This window comes from Shewanella atlantica, from assembly GCF_003966265.1.
GTDB classification, from domain to species: Bacteria; Pseudomonadota; Gammaproteobacteria; order Enterobacterales; family Shewanellaceae; genus Shewanella; species Shewanella atlantica.
This window is the reverse complement of record NZ_RXNV01000003.1, coordinates 521073-541180: the sequence shown is the minus strand read 5'-3', so window position 1 is coordinate 541180 and position 20108 is coordinate 521073. Positions and strand designations below refer to the sequence as shown.

15 protein-coding genes are annotated in these 20108 nt (G+C 45.0%); 13 read left to right on the top strand and 2 right to left on the bottom strand.

Features of this window, described 5'->3' with window-relative positions; genetic code table 11:
• Window positions 1-192: 192 nt before the first annotated feature.
• The 11 genes from pnp to deoD all read left to right on the top strand — a co-directional run bounded on the left by pnp (window position 193) and on the right by deoD (window position 14210).
• Window positions 193-2298, top strand: coding sequence for a polyribonucleotide nucleotidyltransferase (pnp, locus tag EKG39_RS10865; RefSeq protein ID WP_126505758.1), 2106 nt, complete (start codon window positions 193-195; stop codon window positions 2296-2298).
• 148 nt (window positions 2299-2446) lie between these two features.
• Window positions 2447-3355 carry a lipoprotein NlpI gene (gene nlpI, locus EKG39_RS10860; RefSeq protein WP_126505757.1) on the top strand — a complete coding sequence of 303 codons (909 nt, stop codon included), beginning with the start codon at window positions 2447-2449 and terminating at the stop codon, window positions 3353-3355.
• A 267-nt stretch (window positions 3356-3622) separates the two neighbouring features.
• Window positions 3623-5203 carry a peptide chain release factor 3 gene (gene prfC, locus EKG39_RS10855; RefSeq protein WP_126505756.1) on the top strand — a complete coding sequence of 527 codons (1581 nt, stop codon included), beginning with the start codon at window positions 3623-3625 and terminating at the stop codon, window positions 5201-5203.
• 438 nt (window positions 5204-5641) lie between these two features.
• Entirely contained in the window at window positions 5642-5836 is a 195-nt protein-coding gene (locus tag EKG39_RS10850; protein ID WP_342775525.1) for a hypothetical protein, read from the top strand.
• Window positions 5837-5909: 73 nt separating this feature from the next.
• The gene (locus tag EKG39_RS10845) at window positions 5910-6674 is read left to right on the top strand and encodes a TatD family hydrolase (RefSeq protein WP_246028481.1); all 765 of its coding nucleotides are present in this window, start codon (window positions 5910-5912) and stop codon (window positions 6672-6674) included.
• Between the two features lie 177 nt (window positions 6675-6851).
• A complete protein-coding gene (locus tag EKG39_RS10840) occupies window positions 6852-8111 on the top strand; it encodes a NupC/NupG family nucleoside CNT transporter (RefSeq protein ID WP_126505753.1) in 1260 nt (419 codons plus the stop codon).
• Between the two features lie 392 nt (window positions 8112-8503).
• Entirely contained in the window at window positions 8504-9403 is a 900-nt protein-coding gene (locus EKG39_RS10835) for a nucleoside-specific channel-forming Tsx family protein (protein ID WP_126505752.1), read from the top strand.
• 425 nt (window positions 9404-9828) lie between these two features.
• The gene (deoC, locus tag EKG39_RS10830) at window positions 9829-10602 is read left to right on the top strand and encodes a deoxyribose-phosphate aldolase (protein ID WP_126505751.1); all 774 of its coding nucleotides are present in this window, start codon (window positions 9829-9831) and stop codon (window positions 10600-10602) included.
• Between the two features lie 184 nt (window positions 10603-10786).
• Complete coding sequence (deoA, locus tag EKG39_RS10825; RefSeq protein ID WP_126505750.1) at window positions 10787-12118, top strand: thymidine phosphorylase; 1332 nt, start codon at window positions 10787-10789, stop codon at window positions 12116-12118.
• 13 nt (window positions 12119-12131) lie between these two features.
• Entirely contained in the window at window positions 12132-13349 is a 1218-nt protein-coding gene (locus EKG39_RS10820) for a phosphopentomutase (RefSeq protein WP_126505749.1), read from the top strand.
• Between the two features lie 150 nt (window positions 13350-13499).
• Entirely contained in the window at window positions 13500-14210 is a 711-nt protein-coding gene (deoD, locus tag EKG39_RS10815; RefSeq protein ID WP_126505748.1) for a purine-nucleoside phosphorylase, read from the top strand.
• 172 nt (window positions 14211-14382) lie between these two features.
• On the opposite strand, the gene EKG39_RS10810 is transcribed toward deoD, so the two are convergent.
• Window positions 14383-15129, bottom strand: coding sequence for a YtjB family periplasmic protein (locus EKG39_RS10810; protein WP_126505747.1), 747 nt, complete (start codon window positions 15127-15129; stop codon window positions 14383-14385).
• Window positions 15130-15206: 77 nt separating this feature from the next.
• Here EKG39_RS10810 and serB point away from each other — a divergent pair, with 77 nt between their 5' ends.
• Both serB and EKG39_RS10800 read left to right on the top strand, forming a co-directional pair.
• The gene (serB, locus tag EKG39_RS10805) at window positions 15207-16211 is read left to right on the top strand and encodes a phosphoserine phosphatase SerB (RefSeq protein WP_126505746.1); all 1005 of its coding nucleotides are present in this window, start codon (window positions 15207-15209) and stop codon (window positions 16209-16211) included.
• Window positions 16212-16443: 232 nt separating this feature from the next.
• On the top strand, window positions 16444-17388 hold the full coding sequence (locus EKG39_RS10800) for an alpha/beta fold hydrolase (protein ID WP_126505745.1): 945 nt from the start codon (window positions 16444-16446) through the stop codon (window positions 17386-17388).
• Window positions 17389-17529: 141 nt separating this feature from the next.
• Here EKG39_RS10800 and EKG39_RS10795 read toward each other — a convergent pair whose 3' ends face one another.
• On the bottom strand, window positions 17530-19944 hold the full coding sequence (locus EKG39_RS10795; protein ID WP_126505744.1) for a PilZ domain-containing protein: 2415 nt from the start codon (window positions 19942-19944) through the stop codon (window positions 17530-17532).
• Between the last annotated feature and the right edge of the window lie 164 nt (window positions 19945-20108).

Below are 20108 nucleotides of genomic sequence, written 5' to 3'. Positions count from 1 at the left end.
CATCCTTTATACCAGAGAACTGATACCAAAAATTCAGGTTTTATGGCGATTCCGTGAGGAATTATCTTCGATACTACTCACTTTAGAGAAAAGTTTCCGCTTTGTCATCACTATGTGCCCTTTATCTCTTGAATAGAGATGAAGTATACTTGTCGCCGAAATTAAGGTAATTAAATTTAAGGAATGGTTCACGTGAATCCAATCGTAAAGAGTTTTGAATATGGTCAGCACACAGTCACGTTAGAGACTGGGGTTATTGCACGTCAAGCAGACGCCGCTGTTTTGGCAAGTATGGGTGATACCACAGTATTAGTTACTGTTGTTGGAAAGAAAGCTGAAGAGCCAGGTCGTGACTTTTTCCCACTAACGGTTAATTACCAGGAAAAGACATATGCTGCTGGTAAGATCCCTGGTGGATTTTTCAAACGTGAAGGCCGTCCATCTGAAAACGAAACATTGATTGCCCGCCTTATTGACCGCCCAATCCGTCCACTATTCCCAAATGGCTTCAAGAATGAAGTTCAGGTAATTATCACAGTAGTTTCTGTCGATCCTGAAATCAATCCTGATGTTATTTCGATGATAGGTACTTCGGCTGCATTGGCTATCTCTGGTCTGCCTTTCAATGGCCCACTAGGTGTGGCACGCGTTGGTTATACCGACGGCGAATATGTGCTTAACCCTAATGTAAGTCAACTTGTTGATAGTGAACTTGATCTGGTAGTTGCCGGTACTCAAGGTGCTGTATTGATGGTTGAGTCTGAAGCGGCTTCTCTTCCTGAAGAAGTAATGCTTGGTGGTGTGGTATATGGCCATGACCAGCAGCAAGTCGTTATCAATGCTATTAACGAACTAAAAGCTGAAGCTAGCAAGCCTGCATGGGACTGGACAGCTCCAGTTCAAGACGCAGACCTTGTTGCTAAAATTAAAGATTTAGCCGAGGCCGAGATGGCCGCTGCTTACCAAATTGAAGTTAAGCAAGATCGTTACACTCAAGTTGGCGTTGTAAAATCTGCTGCTAAAGAAGCATTATTGGCTGAAAACCCAGAAGCTGATTTGCGCGAAATCGACGGCCTTCTTGGTAGCTTAGAGAAGAAAGTCGTTCGTAGCCGCATCATTGCTGGTAACCCACGTATCGATGGCCGTGAGCCAGACATGGTTCGTGCATTAAACGTGATGGCTGGTGTACTTCCACGTACACACGGTAGCTCACTGTTTACTCGTGGTGAAACTCAAGCACTTGTTACTTGTACTCTTGGTACAGAACGTGATGCACAGAAAGTTGACAGCATCATGGGCGAATACACAAACCGCTTTATGCTTCACTACAACTTCCCTCCATATTCTGTTGGTGAAACAGGTTTTGTTGGTTCACCAAAGCGCCGCGAAATCGGTCACGGTAAGCTAGCATGGCGTGGTATTAACGCTGTTATGCCTTCTGCAGAAGAGTTCCCATACAGCGTTCGTGTTGTATCTGAAATCACTGAATCAAATGGTTCAAGCTCAATGGCTTCTGTATGTGGTACTTCACTTGCGCTTATGGATGCTGGTGTACCAATTAAGACATCAGTTGCTGGTATCGCAATGGGTCTGGTTAAAGAAGGTGACGATTTCGTTGTTCTTTCTGACATCCTGGGTGATGAAGATCATCTTGGTGACATGGACTTTAAAGTAGCGGGTACTCGTGACGGTATCACTGCACTGCAGATGGATATCAAGATTGAAGGTATCACTAAAGACATCATGCAGATTGCACTGCAACAAGCTTATGGCGCTCGTGTACATATCCTGAACGTAATGGACCAGGCGATTGGTTCACATCGTGATGATATTTCTGATCATGCTCCACGTATCACAACGCTTAAGATTAACCCTGAGAAGATCCGTGACGTGATTGGTAAAGGTGGTGCAACTATCCGTGCGCTTACCGAAGAGACTGGTACAACTATCGAACTTGAAGATGACGGTACGGTTAAGATCGCATCGGCAAACGGCGAAGCAACGAAAGAAGCTATCCGTCGTATCGAAGAGATCACTGCGGAAGTTGAAGTCGGTACTATCTACAATGGTAAAGTTGTTCGTATCGTTGATTTCGGTGCGTTCGTTACTATTCTTCCAGGTAAAGATGGTCTGGTTCACATCTCTCAGATTGCTGAAGAGCGTGTAGCTAACGTTTCTGATTACCTAAAAGAAGGTCAGGAAGTGAAAGTTAAGGTGATGGAAGTCGATCGCCAGGGCCGTGTGCGTCTTTCTATGAAAGAAGCTGCGCCTAAAGCTGAAGCTGCTCCAGCCGAGTAAATCTACCTAAAATAGATATGCTTTAGATGAAAGGAGACCTTAGGGTCTCCTTTTTTGTGCCTGAATTAAAATAATTAAATCCTTGATAGCCGTAGTGATAGGGGATTGCTATGATTACAAGCATCGGTGAACTCAAAGGGTTAAATGGATGATTCAAAAAATGCGGACAGTCGCAGTAGTGGTTTTGGCTGGTATGAGTATTTTGCTAACAGGATGTGTCTCAACTCAATCTGGCGCGAATGAGCAGGGGAAGGTGATGGTAGAACCTGTGATGCCTGATTATAAGCTTGAAATCACCTTAGCCAAATTAAATGAAATTTTGTCATCGGCCGAGTTAACCGATGAACAAAGAGCCAGGTTTCATTATGACCGTGGTGTCATCTATGACAGTGTCGGACTTCGTATCTTGAGTCGAATTGATTTTCATCAGGCACTGAAATTACAACCTAACCTTGCCGATGCCTATAACTTTATCGGGATCTATTATACTCAGGAAGGTGAGTTTGAAAGCGCTTATGAAGCATTCGATGCCGTTTTAGAGCTTTCTCCCGACTATGATTATGCCTTTCTTAACCGTGGTATCGCCCTGTACTATGGTGAGCGCAATCGCTTAGCCGTTGAAGATATGGAGTCTTTCTACTCTCTGGATCAAAAAGATGGCTATCGTGCACTCTGGCTCTACCTGACCGAAAGTGAAGTCGATGTAGAACAGGCCAAAATCAGACTCGAGTATAACCGAACTCAACTGACGCCAAATGCCTGGTCTAATGAATTGGTTGACTTCTATTTGGGTAAAAAAAGTCGTGATCAGGTATTTGCCGCAGCCAAAGAGGGGCTCTCTCATCCGAATGAGTACGCCGAACGCCTATGTGAAGCCTATTTCTATATTGCCAAGATTGCCCAGCAGCAGGGCGATAACAGTGATGCGGCAAATTACTTCAGGCTCGCATTAGCGACCAATATCTATGACTTTGTTGAACACAGATACGCGAGAATAGAGCTGGCTAAAATTAATGCCAAACTTTATGCCGAAGAGTCGGCTAACAAGAGTCATTAATTTTTATCTCAGTGTAACCATGCAATCTGTTATTCGGGTTGCATGGTAATAACTCCTTCCATCAATTGTCACATCTTTGAATTGCCGCTAACTCTGTTCTCTTTTTATGCCTTTCTATGTCTACTTTCCTTCTTTATCGGGGATTAGTATGGAATATTTTTTGTATTCGCCTACTCTGCAGGTTTAATCTAGCTACCACTTCTAGCCAAGTCTTGGTCTAACCGCTATAATTGCCGGCTTTTAGAACACCAGAATCTGCAGGTAAACATGTCAGGCAATAAAGTTGAGGTCGACAAGCGTCGTACTTTCGCCATTATCTCTCACCCCGATGCGGGTAAGACCACCATTACCGAGAAGGTACTTTTATTTGGCAACGCGCTGCAGAAGGCTGGTACTGTAAAAGGTAAGAAGTCCGGGCAACATGCGAAGTCTGACTGGATGGAGATGGAGAAAGATCGTGGTATTTCTATCACAACCTCTGTGATGCAGTTTCCCTATAACGATGCGCTCGTTAACCTTCTCGATACCCCGGGTCACGAAGATTTCTCTGAGGATACTTACCGTACTCTAACTGCCGTTGACTCGTGCCTGATGGTGATTGACTCTGCTAAAGGTGTTGAGCAACGTACGATTAAGTTGATGGAGGTGACACGACTCCGTGATACGCCTATCGTCACTTTCATGAACAAACTCGACCGTGATATACGTGATCCATTAGAGTTGATGGATGAGGTTGAACAGGTACTGAATATTGCTTGTGCCCCAATTACCTGGCCAATTGGTTGTGGTAAAGAGTTCAAGGGTGTTTACCATCTTCTACGTGATGAAGTGATCCTCTACCAGAGTGGCCAGGGACACACTATTCAGGATTCGAAAATCATCAAGGGATTAGATAACCCTGAACTGGATGATGCTATCGGTACCTACGCAGCAGAGGTGCGAGAGGAGCTGGAGTTAGTTCTTGGCGCATCGAATGAGTTCGATCTTGAGCTGTTTCTCGCGGGTGAGTTGACTCCTGTTTTCTTCGGTACCGCCTTAGGTAACTTTGGTGTGGATCATATTCTAGATGGTATCGTCCAATGGGCACCTAAGCCTCAGGCTCGTGAGACTGAAGTTAGAGATGTGCAGCCGGAAGATGAAAAGTTCAGTGGTTTCGTCTTTAAGATCCAAGCAAACATGGATCCTAAACACAGAGACAGGGTAGCATTCATGCGTATCTGTTCTGGCCGTTATGAACAAGGCATGAAGATGCATCACGTGCGTTTGGGCAAAGATGTGAACGTCAGTGATGCGTTGACCTTTATGGCGGGAGATCGAAACCGTGCCGAAGTGGCCTATCCGGGTGACATCATAGGTCTGCACAACCACGGTACTATGCGTATCGGTGATACCTTTACGCAAGGTGAAAAACTTCGTTTCACAGGTATCCCTAACTTCGCGCCAGAAATGTTCCGTCGTATTCGTTTGAAAGATCCTTTGAAGCAGAAGCAGTTGCTGAAAGGACTGGTTCAGCTTTCTGAAGAGGGAGCGGTTCAGGTCTTCCGACCTATCGATTCAAACGACTTGATTGTTGGTGCGGTAGGTGTACTTCAGTTTGAGGTGGTTGTTGGTCGTTTAAAGTCTGAGTACAAGGTTGAAGCTATCTACGAAGCCATCAGCGTTTCGACCGCTCGTTGGGTGTATTGTGATGACGAAAGAAAACTTGAAGAGTTCAGACGTAAGTGCAGCACCAACTTGGCACTCGATGGTGGTGACAACTTGACTTATATTGCACCGACTATGGTTAATCTGAACCTCTCAATGGAGCGTTACCCGGATATCAAGTTCGCTAAGACTCGTGAGAACTAAAGTTAATATTCAGACTCTGTTTTTCAAAGACAACTTTGAAAATTAGTTTTTCTGTTTAGCGTTTTTAAAACCCCATACAAAAGTTTGGGGTTTTTTTATGCCTTATACCAGTTTCATCAAATATGTTATCAATTCAGAGTCACTCAGACTTTCGAATTCAAGATGCATTGATGAAAGAATGGTTACTCCCTTGTAAGTCAATGCAACGCAGAAGTAGGAAGTCTGAGAGTCTCCCTGCGGGCGGCTGATGTTAAAAGCCAAGGGCAAAGCCCTGCATGCTACGTTCGATGATTTTGATATAGAATAACTATTAGCTTCAACCATCCGCCTTGCCTTCAGCGCTTTGAACTCCCGCTGAATGAACAGATATTTAATGAAATTGGTATGATATATGATAAATAGGTGCCGACTGGTGTGAGTAAGCGTTCAGGAGATCAGATGAACTGGATTGTCAGATTGTGGAATCGCTATATTGATTGGTGTGACCGAATGGGGCTCACGCCTGAGAACCGACGTAGTTGTGCTCCCAGGCTAAAAGAACCTGAACTAAAGGGCCGGGGAGGCGGGCGAAACAACGCAGCTGTACGGCGTTGTGACGAAACCACGATAAATAAGCCTAAGGGGGGAGTCTAGCATGCCAACTCTAATTTCAAATCTAGAGAATGCCAGGGCTCAATGTAATGGTTTATCACCTACCAAGCTGAGAATGATCGATAGCCATGCTCATCTGGACTTTCCAGAGTTCGATGATGACCGTCAACACTTGTTTGATGAAATGAAGCATGCCGGCATTGAAACCGCCATCATTCCCGGCGTATCACCTGAGCATTGGGACAAACAGATCGCCGTCGCCAGGCAGTTTTCCTGTCCATATGCCTTAGGTATTCACCCCTGGTATTGTCAATCTGATTCGATAACCTTATTCAATGATCTAAAAGGTACCATCTCAAGGTGCAGTCATGATGAAAACCTGGTTGCCATCGGTGAGTGTGGTTTAGATAAGTTACGAAAAAGTAATTGGCAGGCACAGTTAGTACAGTTCGAACGTCAATTGGAACTGGCAAAAGAGCTGGAATTGCCTATTATTTTACATGTTGTTAAAGCTCACAACGAAATGCTCACGCTATTGAAGCACTATGGACTGCCCAAAGGCGGAGTTATCCATGGTTTTTACGGTGGAGTCGAACTTGCTAATGAATATATCCGACTGGGTTATAAGTTGGGTATTGGAGGGTTAATTTTGAACGATAGGGCCGTAAAACTTAAAAAGTGCATTGCAAGCATTTCTTTAAATTCCATCCTTATCGAGACCGATTCCCCCTCTATGGCACCTGCTAATTCGGCTGAAACACGCAATACACCGCTTGTTTTGCACTCAATCGTGAAAGAAATAGCAAATTTACAGAAAAAAACTAGTGTTCTAATATCAGAACATGCTTTTCTCAATACCATGCAACTCTTTGACCTTTAGTTTATTTTTAAATAAACAGGTGTAAATCGCATCGGAACTTGTGAGTAAATCGCTGAAATTAAAGTTCAAAAATTTGATCGGAACGACCCTTTTCGCTACTTGGTCGGGTATAATCAGTCTCGAAAAAGGTTGGTTAACAACATAATTAAAAAGTATTAACAAATAGGGTGATGGTTAATGGATATTTTAATGAGTTTGGTAGGGGTGGTCACCCTACTTGCGATAGCGTTCGGGTTATCGAATAATAAAAAAGCAATTAACAAGCGTACCGTTTTTGGTGCATTAGCAATTCAGGCCGCTTTCGGTGGTTTCGTTTTGTATGTTCCAGTCGGTAAAGATATTCTAAAGGGTGTTTCAGATGGCGTGTCTAGCGTTATCAGTTATGCTCAAAACGGTATCGGTTTCTTGTTCGGTGATTTGGCTAACTTTAAAGTTGGTTTCATTTTCGCCATCAACGTTCTACCAGTCATTGTTTTCTTCTCTTCTCTTATTGCTGTTCTTTATTACATGGGTGTTATGCAGTGGATTATCCGTATTATCGGTGGTGCACTACAGAAAGCTCTTGGTACCAGCCGTACAGAGTCTATGTCAGCAACGGCAAACATCTTCGTTGGTCAAACTGAAGCTCCACTAGTTGTACGTCCGTTTATCGCGACTATGACTAACTCTGAGCTATTTGCCATCATGGTAGGTGGTTTAGCGTCTATTGCTGGTTCAGTAATGGCCGGTTATGCGCAGATGGGTGTTCCAATCGAATATCTAGTTGCCGCTTCATTCATGGCAGCACCAGGTGGTCTATTAATGGCTAAGCTGATGCACCCTGAAACTGAAGAAGCTAAGAACGATATGGAAGATCTTCCAGAAGACCCTGATAAGCCAGCTAACGTTATCGACGCTGCTGCTGCAGGTGCTTCATCTGGTATGCATCTAGCCCTTAACGTTGGTGCAATGCTTCTAGCTTTCGTTGGTTTGATTGCTATGATGAACGGCATCATCGGTGGTGTTGGCGGATGGTTCGGTATGGAAGGTCTAACTCTTGAATTGATTCTTGGTTACATCTTTATGCCACTAGCATTCCTAATCGGTGTACCTTGGAGCGAAGCATTAGTTGCTGGTTCTTTCATCGGTCAGAAGATTGTTGTTAACGAATTCGTTGCATACCTTAACTTCGCACCATACATGAAAGACATCGCTGATGGCGGTATGGTAGTTGCTGAAACAGGTCTTGCTATGACAGATAGAACAAAAGCGATTATCTCTTTTGCTCTTTGTGGCTTCGCTAACCTATCTTCAATCGCGATTCTTCTTGGTGGTCTAGGTGCTATGGCGCCAACTCGTCGTCACGACTTAGCTAAGCTAGGTATGCGTGCAGTAGTTGCAGGTTCTCTTGCTAACTTGATGAGTGCGACACTAGCGGGTCTATTCCTGGCTCTATAACTCAACAGTTATAAACGTTAGGTAATCCAGGGGGGTGCCCCTGAACTATGACTCTGCTCAAACAGAGCAGAGTCTAAGTTAACACAGCCATTTTTCAGATTTAAATTTGTAAAACATATAGCTAATCTTTAACAGATTAAAGATTAGCTGTGTGAGGACAAACACAATTTCAATTTCAGTTTTTGTCTAAAATGCGATACGAAATTGTGTGATAGAAATTTAGTAATAGTAGTAATAGTTAGTTATTTGATTCAATGTTAAAACTTAGTGTTCGCAATTTTACATTAATACAGTTGTGCTTTGGCACAAAGTGAGTAAAATGCGGCACGATAAAAACAAACGCTGACTCTTTTTGAAAAGAGCGGCACACCATAAAATAAATGGGGTTGATGATGAAAAACGTTAAAACTTTAGCACTAGCAGCAGCAGCTGTAGCAGTAATGTCTGCACCAACTTTCGCAGCCGATCGTGGTGATGATATCCGCGCAGGCGATTACGGCTGGATGCAGTTCAACGCTATGTACGCGTTCAACGAGCTTCCACGCTCTGATTCTGACGACGGCGGACACGATTACCTTGAAATGGAATTCGGCGGCCGCGCTGGTGTTGTTGACCTATATGGCTATGTAGATGTATTCAACTTAGCTAACCAAACCACTGGTGACAAACAAGGCGGCAAGAGCAAGATGTTCATGAAACTTGCTCCTCGTTTCTCTATCGATGCGATCACTGGTTTAGACCTTTCAGCTGGTCCTATCCAGGAAGTTTACTTCTCTACTCTATTCAACTGGGGTGGCGGTGCTATTCAAGGCCAAAGCATTTCTTGGGATGTTGAAGGCGCTGATGGGCCATCGACAATCAACAACCCTGGTGATGTGAACATGTCATTCTGGGGTGTTGGTGCAGACGTTATGGTTCCATGGTTAGGTAAAACTGGCATGAACCTTTACGGTACTTATGACTTAAATGCTAAAGAGTGGAACGGTTACCAATTCTCTATGAACTGGTTCAAGCCTTTCTACTTCCTGGAGAACGGTTCATTCGTTTCTTTCCAGGGTTACATCGATTGGCAGTTCGGTGCTGATGAAGTTGTATCTGAATTTGATGGCAGCACTACATTTACTTCTAACGGTGGCGCAACATACTGGGGTCTTCACTGGCATTCAGACAACTATGCACTGGGTTATGGTCTAAAAGCATACAAAGACGTCTACCTGCTTAAAGATGGCGGTACTTTTGGTCTAGAAACTACTGGTTTCGCACACTACCTGACTGCTACTTACAAGTTCTAAGAGTTATTTTTAGAAGTTAGTAAGCATCTGTTAGAGCCGTGCAATGCACGGCTCTAAATTTAATTTTTACTTAAGCATGAGCTATATTTACTTAGTCTGTTTTATTAAAAGTTAATCTGTAAAAGATAAAGTTTTACGCGCTAAAATGGATTTTTCGCGGAAAGGCAGAAACAAAGCATTTCAGTTTCCCCTTCCCGGTCTTCAAGGATTCAAGTCGTGACCTAGTGTCAGGATTGTAGTCATTGATCATTCAATTTCATTAACTACACTGAATACCTGAATAAACAGATATCGCCTATGGTGATATCTAAGGCGACGCCCGAAGGCCCGGCCATAACAATAATCAAAAAATGCCACTTCCAGGCGCTGCCTTACGTAGATTTCTATTTCATTTTATTATTTGAATTACGTTTCGGAGAGCTATTATGAGCGATTTAAAAAAAGCAGCACAAAAAGCCATTGAATTGATGGATCTGACCACACTGAACGATGATGATACCGATCAGAAGGTGATTGAACTTTGTCATAAGGCTAAGACGGCTGCCGGCAACACTGCTGCAATCTGTATTTACCCTCGCTTCATTCCTATTGCACGCAAGACACTGAACGAAATGGGTTGTGAAAGCATCCGCATCGCGACAGTAACAAACTTCCCTCACGGTAACGATGATATCGCTATTGCAGTGTTAGAGACTCGTGCAGCTGTCGCCTACGGCGCAGATGAAGTCGATGTTGTTTTCCCATACCGTGCATTGATGGCTGGTAACGAGTCTGTTGGTTTCGAGCTGGTTAAGGCGTGTAAAGAAGCATGTGGCGAAGATGTACTGCTTAAGGTGATCATCGAGTCAGGTGTACTGCAAGACCCAGCACTTATCCGTAAGGCTTCTGAATTATGTATCGATGCCGGTGCAGACTTCATTAAAACTTCTACCGGTAAAGTACCTGTCAATGCAACTATCGAAGCTGCTGAGATCATGATGACAGTGATCAGCGAAAAGAACACTAAAGTAGGCTTCAAGCCTGCTGGCGGCGTTCGTGATGCTGCTGCTGCCGGTGAGTTCTTAGGACTTGCTGCACGCCTTTTAGGTGATGAGTGGGCTACGCCACGTACTTTCCGTTTTGGTGCGTCTAGCTTGCTTGTGAACCTTCTGCATACCTTGGAACTAGGTGATGCACCTAAGGGCCCTCAAGGTTACTAAATAGTGTTGCCCTATTTTACTATTGGAAAATAGGGCCATCTTTTTTAGTTAAGTGTGATCTAAATCTATTTGGAAGCACCAAAACTTGGTTAATATGTTTTGTAATTAAATTACGTTTTTTGGTGTTTCATTAAAGAGAATGTAACTATTTACTGAAAACTAGTTACACTCTGGAGGCAGTACCATGTTTCTAGCTCAAGAGATTATTCGTAAGAAGCGCAATGCTGAGGCGTTGTCAAAAGAAGAGATTCAATTTTTCGTTAAAGGCATTACCGATAATACGGTTTCAGAAGGTCAGATAGCAGCGCTGGGTATGGCGGTCTATTTTAATGACATGAACATGGATGAACGTATTGCGTTAACCACGTCCATGCGTGACTCGGGTACCGTACTAGACTGGAAGACGCTGGATCTTGACGGTCCTATCATCGATAAGCACAGCACTGGTGGTGTTGGTGATGTTATCAGCTTAATGCTTGGCCCAATGGCTGCGGCATGTGGCGGATATGTTCCGATGATCTCCGGCCGTGGCCTTGGTCATACCGGTGGAACGTTAGATAAGTTTGACGCTATTCCCGGTTACCAAACCGAGCCGGATAGTGAACTGTTCAGAAAAGTTGTTAAAGAAGCCGGTGTAGCCATTATTGGCCAAACGGGCGATCTGGTTCCTGCCGATAAGCGTTTCTACTCAATTCGCGACAACACCGCGACCGTTGAGTCTATCTCACTCATTACCGCTTCAATTCTCTCAAAGAAACTGGCTGCTGGCCTCGATGCTCTTGCTATGGACGTAAAAGTCGGTAGTGGTGCGTTTATGCCTACTTATGAGGCATCAGAAGAGTTGGCGCGTAGTATTACTGCAGTTGCGAACGGAGCGGGTACTAAGACTACGGCTCTGCTTACCGATATGAACCAGGTTCTGGCTTCATGTGCGGGTAATGCTGTCGAAGTTAAAGAAGCGGTCGACTTCTTAACTGGTGCATACCGTAACCCTCGTCTCTATGAAGTGACCATGGGCTTGTGTGCAGAGATGCTACAGTTAGGTGGTATAGCTTCAAGTGAAGCTGACGCAAGAGAGAAGCTAAATCGCGTTCTCGATAATGGTAAGGCTGCTGAGATTTTCGGTCGTATGATCTCTGGTCTTGGCGGACCTGCTGACTTCATCGAGAACACAGGTCTGTATCTGCCAGAATCTAAGATCATCCGTCCTGTCTATGCTGACCAAACCGGTTTTGCTTCAGCGATGGATACTCGTGAGCTAGGTCTTGCGGTTGTTACCTTAGGTGGTGGCCGTCGTAAACCAGGTGACGCACTAGATTACAGTGTTGGTCTGACTAAAGTTTGTGCTTTAGGTGATGAGATTTCAGCTGATAAGCCAATCGCCTTCATTCATGCGCAAACTGAGAATGCGTTTGCTGAAGCTGAAGCTGCAGTTAAGAAAGCCATACACATAGGCGAGACGAAACCAGAGAAGACTCCAGAAATATATCGCTATATTCGTGAGTCAGATCTGTAACGGAGCATTTAAGATGAAACGTACATTTATTATGATGTTAGACTCATTTGGTATCGGAGCGGCGGCAGATGCTGAAGCGTTCGGTGATACCGGGTCTGACACCTTTGGTAATATCGCAAAAGCGTGTGCCGAAGGAAAAGCAAACGAAGGTCGTGAAGGCCCGTTGAAACTACCGAATCTTGCACGTCTTGGCCTTGCCCAAGCGTCGAAAGAGAGTACTGGGCAGCTGCCAGCTGGTTTCAGTGACGATGTTGAGATCATTGGCGCCTATGGCCATGCTGATGAGCTTAGTACCGGTAAAGATACGCCTAGTGGACACTGGGAGTTAGCGGGTGTACCTGTTCTGTACGAATGGGGATACTTCAGCGACCATACCAACTCTTTCCCGAAAGAGCTGACTGATAAAATTCTAGCCAGAGCCGGCTTGTCAGATTACCTCGGTAACTGCCACGCATCGGGTACTGCGATTTTGGAAGAGCTCGGTAACGAGCACATGACCAGTGGTTTGCCAATTTTCTACACATCGGCAGATTCAGTATTCCAGGTGGCGTGTCACGAAGAGACTTTCGGACTCGAGAACCTCTATACCTTGTGTCAGATCGTTCGTGAAGAACTTGAGCCATATAACATTGGTCGTGTTATTGCCCGTCCTTTCGTTGGCACAGGTCCGAGCGACTTTGCCCGTACGGGTAACAGACGCGATTACGCGGTTGAGCCGCCAGCAAAGACAGTGCTTGAAAAACTCTCTGACGCCGGTGGTGAAGTGGTGAGTGTCGGTAAGATTGCCGATATTTATGCACATTGCGGTATCACTAAGAAAATCAAGGCATCGGGCTTAGAAGCCCTGTTTGATGCGACGCTGGAAGAGCTGAAAGTCGCTGGTGATAACACGATAGTGTTTACTAACTTCGTTGACTTCGACTCTCATTTTGGTCACAGACGTGATGTTGCCGGTTACGCGAGAAGCCTCGAGTATTTCGATTCTCGTTTGCCTGAACTGATGGCACTGATGGGCGAAGACGACCTATTACTGCTAACTGCTGACCATGGTTGTGATCCGACTTGGCCAGGTACAGACCATACTCGTGAACGTGTGCCTGTATTGGCATACGGAGCAGGACTGGAAGCTGGTTCATTAGGCCGCCGTAAGAGTTTTGCCGACATGGGTCAATCCATAGCAAGTTACTTTAAACTTGAGCCTATGGAATATGGCGAGTCGTTTATTAAGTAAAGATTAATAGCGATAAGATAAAATCTTATCGCTGGTTTTATTTTGCTAATTACAAGTTTTTGGCGGTTAGATGATGGCCGCCACATACAAAGGCTTAGGTCTGCTTACTTTTAGTAACGCTTAAGTTTCATTATATAAGGGGTTATATAGATGGCTACACCGCATATTAACGCACCAGAAGGCGCATTCGCTGATACAGTGCTATTTCCAGGCGATCCACTACGTGCTAAGTACATTGCAGAGACTTTCCTGGAGAACGTTGAGCTAGTTACTGATGTTCGTAACATGTTCGGCTACACCGGTACTTACAAAGGGACTCGTATCTCTGTTATGGGTTCAGGCATGGGTATTCCTTCATGCTCTATCTACGCGACTGAGTTGGTTAAAGACTACGGCGTTAAGAACCTGATCCGTGTCGGTACTTGTGGTGCAGTTAGCACTGACGTTAAAGTTCGTGACGTTCTAATCGGAATGGGTGCTTGTACCGATTCTCAAGTGAACCGTTTACGTTTTAAAGGTCAAGATTTCGCTGCTATCGCTGACTACGGCCTACTAAGCGCTGTTGTTAAAGCTGCTGAAGCTAAAGGTACTAAGTTCCGTGTTGGTAACGTTTTCTCTGCTGATCTTTTCTACACTCCAGATCCAGAAATGTTTGACGTTATGGAAAAGATGGACATCTTAGGTGTCGAAATGGAAGCAGCCGGTCTATACGGTGTTGCTGCTGAGTTCGGTGCTAAAGCATTGTGTGTTTGTACTGTATCTGATCATATCCGTACAGGTGAAAAGACCTCTTCTGATGAGCGTCAAACTACCTTCAACGAAATGATCGAAATGACACTGGAAGCTGCAATTACACTTTAATGATTAACTCACTATTCTTTTAGTGATTTAAAGGTGTAACAGCTAAGTGTTTGTAAAATCCCCTCCATCGCTATCCGTGCGAGCTGGGATAAGTACATCCATATACAAAAGGGCTCTTGTGAGCCCTTTTTTGTTGCTTGTTGTTTTGATACTTAACGAAAAAAATACCGACCTATTCTGCTTTTGCAGTGTCTTCGCTTGTTTCGATGTTCTCGCGACTAACCTTATCTTTATCCGCTTGCTTCTTCTGGCTTTTGGCTAGCGCCTTCTTGAGTTTTTCCTGCTCTTTCTTCCTTAACTTTCCAGGCTTCTGTCTCAATTTTACCCGTGTCTTACGGCGATCGAAATCGGCCCTCTTGAAGGAGAGTGAACGGGAGAGCAGCATACCGATTAAGCCAGCGATGATTAACATCATCTGCTGCTGCTCCATATTGATCTGGTGAGCCTCTTTGATCTCATTAAAGAATAATCTGGGCTCTAACCTGACCTCTATAAAGCCTAAGTTAATGTCATCTTGGGTTACCGCCTCAACATAGGGAGGGTAACGCTCCAGCAGTTTATTGAGTTCATCAGAGTCAGGCTCAAGCTCCTCATCTGTGACACTTTGGGCGAATGACAGCCTCTGCCCATCTTCACTGAAAATACTGGCCGACATTACTTTTGGGTCTTCCACTAAGGCGCTGGCGAGCCATTGCAACTGTTCATCATTTTGCAATTGCAGAGCCGGTGCCGCTCCGTAGGCCGTTTGCTGAACAAGTAATCTTGCCATCTTTTGCGTTTGGGACTTTAGAAGCTGCTGCCCTTGTAGTAGGCTGGTTTCCCATAACTGAATCAGACCCACGGCAAGCGTCAGCGCTATGGCTATCTGCAGTAGTCTGCTAATTCTATGGCTCTTTTTCAGTCCTTTAAGAAAAAACACTTTATACCTGAATTTATTTGGGTTTACCTAATCATAATTGATTATGGCCTTACCCGGTAGTTGGAGATGCGTTACTAATGGAAAGTCTGAGCCACACTTCACTGTTTTCATGGTTAATTAATGAGGATACAGCCCGTTATCAATTCCATAGCCAGACCCTGACCCAAACCCTGTCACGCCATGTCGAGTGTCAGGCTCCACAAGGAGGGGCCAGACTCAGACTCATCTATGTAACGCGAGATGTTGAGGCTGAGATAGCCAGGGCGATTTCTCAGTCAGATCTATCCTTGAGTTTAGCGCTAATCGACAGGAATAGCGGGCTTTACTGCATCGAACTATGCAGTGATGAGCCATTTAGCCTGACTCATCTGCAGTTGTTCTCTTCTCTGGATAAGGTTGAAGCTTTCTCAATGGCTGCAGAGCCGCCAATGCTCAATAGTCCGGGGTTATTGGTGATGGATATGGACTCAACCGCTATCGAAATTGAGTGTATCGACGAACTGGCCGCCATGGCTGGGGTCGGCGAAGCTGTTGCCGAAGTCACTGAGCGTGCGATGCAAGGGGAGCTCGATTTTGAGGAAAGCTTGAGGGGCAGAGTATCTCAGCTAACCGGCGCCGACGAATCCATTATTCAAACCTTGTGCGATAAACTGCCTTTAATGCCCGGGTTAACTGAGATGGTGGATGAGTTACAGTCACATGACTGGCGTGTGGTAGTCGCATCGGGTGGTTTTACTCCTTTTGTGGGCCATCTTAAGCAGCTCTTAAATCTCGATGCCGCCTATGCTAATAAGCTTGATATCGAAGAGGGGAAACTGGTCGGTACGGTTTCCGGGCAAGTAGTCGATGCGCAGTTTAAAGCCGATACCGTGCAACGATGCGCGCAGCTGTGGGGTATCCCTCAAGGACAGAGATTAGCCATAGGAGATGGTGCTAACGATATTCCTATGATAGAAGCGGCCGATTATGGCATCGCCTATCATGCTAAGCCTAAGCTGAAACAGTCTGCCGATGTATCTATCAGTCAATTGGATTTGAGAGTGTTGCCATATTTGTTACTGCTAGGCTCAATCTCTTCCTAGAATAGCAATCTCTATATGCTAATCGGTATAAGTCCATAAAGCTGCTTGGTACAGCTTTATGGCCCATGGCTACAGCGTTATTTGTTATGTTTAAAATGACCGCTTATCTTTCTGAACTTAATCCTGTTAATTAACCCCTTGTGTTTAACCTTATGAAAGCTGAGTAATTACTCTTGTTTTTCCTACGCAGAGTCAGTAAGTTGATCGCTAAATTAGAAAAAGTGATTCATTAGTGGCTATAAAACAAGATTCTCATTTCATCCCTTATCTCGACGGCAGACTCCATTTGAGGCAAATTCGCTCGAGTGATACTGCCATCACAGATATGTCAAAACCACCGATCCTGATGCTTCATGGCGCCATGTCTAATGGTCGTGTTTTCTACAGTGAAACCGGAAGGGGTTTGGCTTGTTTTTTGGCCGAGGCCGGATTTGTTGTCTATGCGCTCGATACGCAGGGGCGAGGGCAGAGTACACCAAGACTGCAGCGTGGATTCAAAGGCGGACAGGGGGAGGTGATTCGTGACCAGTTGCCCCTGATCCATCACTATATTCTCGGGCTACACCCAAAAGTATCTAAGGTACACTGGTGCGGGCATTCCTGGGGAGGCGTGCTTATGGCTAGCGCAATTAGTCGATATCCCCTGTTTCAGGACAGTGTCGCCTCACTCCTTACCTTTGGAAGTAAGCGCAGGATTAAAATTAAATCACTGAAGAAGTGGATGATGGTCGATCTGGGTTGGAACAAGCTTGCGCAGGCGATAGCATGGAGTCATGGCTATCTGGCCGCCGACAAGTGGCGAATGGGTATGGATAACGAGAGTCGTCAGTCACTCGCTCAAAGCATCGACTGGGTGAGAGGGGATTGGATAGATCACGATGACGGTTTCGATTACGCAAGCGCCGCCAGAGATGTCGCCAAGCAGGGAAAGTGGCCCAAGTCCTGGTTTATTGCAGGCTCAGGGGATCATGTATTGGGTAACCCCGCCGATGTGCGACGTATGGTTGAGGAGTGTCAGCTTAAGGATGTGAATTACACCCTGTTATCAAAATCAAAGGGGTTTAAACACGATTATGGCCATGCCGATATGTTGACCCATAAAGATGCCGTGGATGATCACTTCATTCAGGTCAGGCAGTGGTATCTGAGCAGCCACACCTCTACCAGACATCGTTGATTTGCTAGGCTGGATTCTTGAAATTCGCGGCTGAAGCCGCTCCTACACAAAGTATTCGCGGCTGAAGCCGCTCCTACACTGCTCTCAAGCCGCATTTTACTTTTTCCAATAATTTTTTACCAAGAAGAGTAGTTTACTGGTTCAGGCCGAGACCTTAAGTTGCTTCTCTGGGGCTCCATAAAGCTCTGGGTACCTCAGCTGAACCTCTTCGGTAATATCCAGTAGTTCACCAACACCGATTATCTTCCATAACAGCTCCTCTAATTTCTTAGATTTATGTGGAGCATGTGCGTTGATATATTCGAGCTCCCGACGTATGTAATTCAGGTCCGGTTTTCCCGAAGCTCCCCGATAGACTCTAAGCGCCATAAAACGCCCCAGATTATTACTCTGGTTGATAAAGTGCTGTCTGGCGGTGATATCACCAATCTCCTCCGGAGGAAGACACTTAACTCTGACCTGGCCCTGAGATTGTCTCGATACCTGAAGATAGACTTCGAAATACTCTAATCCATGTTGAGGCTTCATGGCCCTGATGGGATCGATAAACTGTTTTTTCAAACGACCATCTTTAAGCAGAGATTCTAAATTGTACTCTAAATGTTCAGAGGCTGTTGCGGCGAAAAGATCCATGATGACATTTTTATGAGTGCCTATCCCCAGCGTTGTAAGTTGTGCCGATTTGGCCGTTTTTTCAATAAAGAAAGGAACCGAGTCTAAATGGCGCATCAACAAGTTTTTTAACCCATCGGCCAGCTCTTTGGTCTCACTGTGCGCTTCTGTGACCTTTTCCAGCTTCTCCTCATTATGGATGATGAGTTTATTTAAAAACTCAACCCCTGCATGGGGGGTATGTCCCATAACGGCAGCCAGATGAATGGTGACGCTATTCTTTCTGGTTCTTATCAATCGATAAGCGAGATGATTGAGTTTAGTCTTACCTGCAAGCGGCTGTAATTTAGGGAAGCTCAACAATAGCGGTGCAGTCTTATCAAATTGAATCGGGTGCTCTAAGGTGAGCTGCAGCCCTTTACTCGATATGTCGTGGGTAAAACCTGTCGCGGTTACTTTTCCCTGGTTTATATTTACCTGAGTTTTAAAGGCGAAGCGTGCCTCATTTCTTCTCTCGCTGAATTGAAGTGACAGTAGCTTTATTGGGTTGGTGGTGACTTTCTGTTGGCCAAATATCTTCAGTTCGTTAACTTTTCTATCACTCTTACAATCCCAGGCTTGATAATCGACCTGAGCGTGTTCGGCTGTGAGGTTTATCAGTTGTAATACATGAGTGAATCGTTTTAGCTGTGCCTCGGTCAGTGCCGAGTAGCCGCTATCATCACCGGGGATTATGCTGGCTTTGTAGCATTGGCTGTGATCTATCTCATGATGCGCTAACTTAAAGACCTTCCAGGAAGCTTTAGTTGCCCCAAAGCTGAGAAACAGCGCCAATAGGTTTTTACTTTTTAGTTCGGCTAATGTTGCCGAGTAAAAAAAGAGGCGGCCCTGGGCCTGAAAGGTGAAGCAGAAGAACAGGCTATGATCTTTGTTGTCCGGCTCCCTGAGCAGCGCGTCTAACCTTTGACTCGATAACATGCCCGGTAGTTGACTGATATCCTGCTCATCCCTAAAGAAAAATTGCAACTGCTGATTATCGCGACTGAGGAGCTTATGAGTGACCTTATACTGGCCATCATCGGATTCGACAAATAACGGCAGGTGAGGAAGATGAGGGAGATAGTGACGCTCAAAGCCCAGCCCTGTTGCCGCTACTAAAACGTCATTGATATCGACCTTATAGCGATACTTATAGCCTTTAATCAGGTTCGACAGCATGGTTGCCAGCTCTTCGGTGCCGCCGATACGTTTGAGACGCATCCAGCAATACTCAGAGCTGGTCTGTGTGTCGACTATCTCATAATCCACACCTTTTTGAAGGTCTTCATAATAATACTCTTCGCTCAGCTCCAGCAATTTGACTCTTATCGGTTTATCCAGGTCGAAATTATGTGTCAGCGGTAGTCTTATCCGGGCACCGCCAACCGATAGATCGACCGTGATGCCGGGGACTTCAACTCTTCCCGATTGCAGTGTCGAGATCCGAATGCTGTAATTCATCCTCTCTTCACTGCGATTGAAGTAATTACCTAATACGACACCCTTTGCGATAAAGGGGGTGAGCTGGCCGTTGTTTTGGTTATTTTCACCACTACGTAGCTTTAGCTTACGCTGTTTATGTGTTTCTATGACCTGTTCATACACCCCTAAAGTATATTGGTCGCGATAGAGCGCCATAGACTGCATAAAGCTCTCTTTAGCGGGCCCATCAAGATAGTGATGCTGATTGTTGTGGGTCACCTCTTCACAGGGGAGTTCAGACTTATCTCTGAGATCTATGATACGACTGCAAGGCGAAGATATTCGATTGAGTTCCATTTTCAGCAAGAAGCGGGTGGAATTTGATTCATCTGCTGTCAGTTGCTGAAATAGCTCCTGAAAATCGGGCTCCATTAATAGGGGCTTAAGTTGTTCAATTAGGGCGCTATGTTCGTCTAAACTCATCTACTCGCTTCTTCTTATGGACGTATTCTAGCTAAGGTTAATGCTATGTCGATGATAGCATTGTATTGCTGATAGTATTATGTCGGCAGCTAACGGCACTTCTTGATGGCTAATTACCGCGACCATCATATTATAACTCCTTATTATTAGTCACTATCATTTAG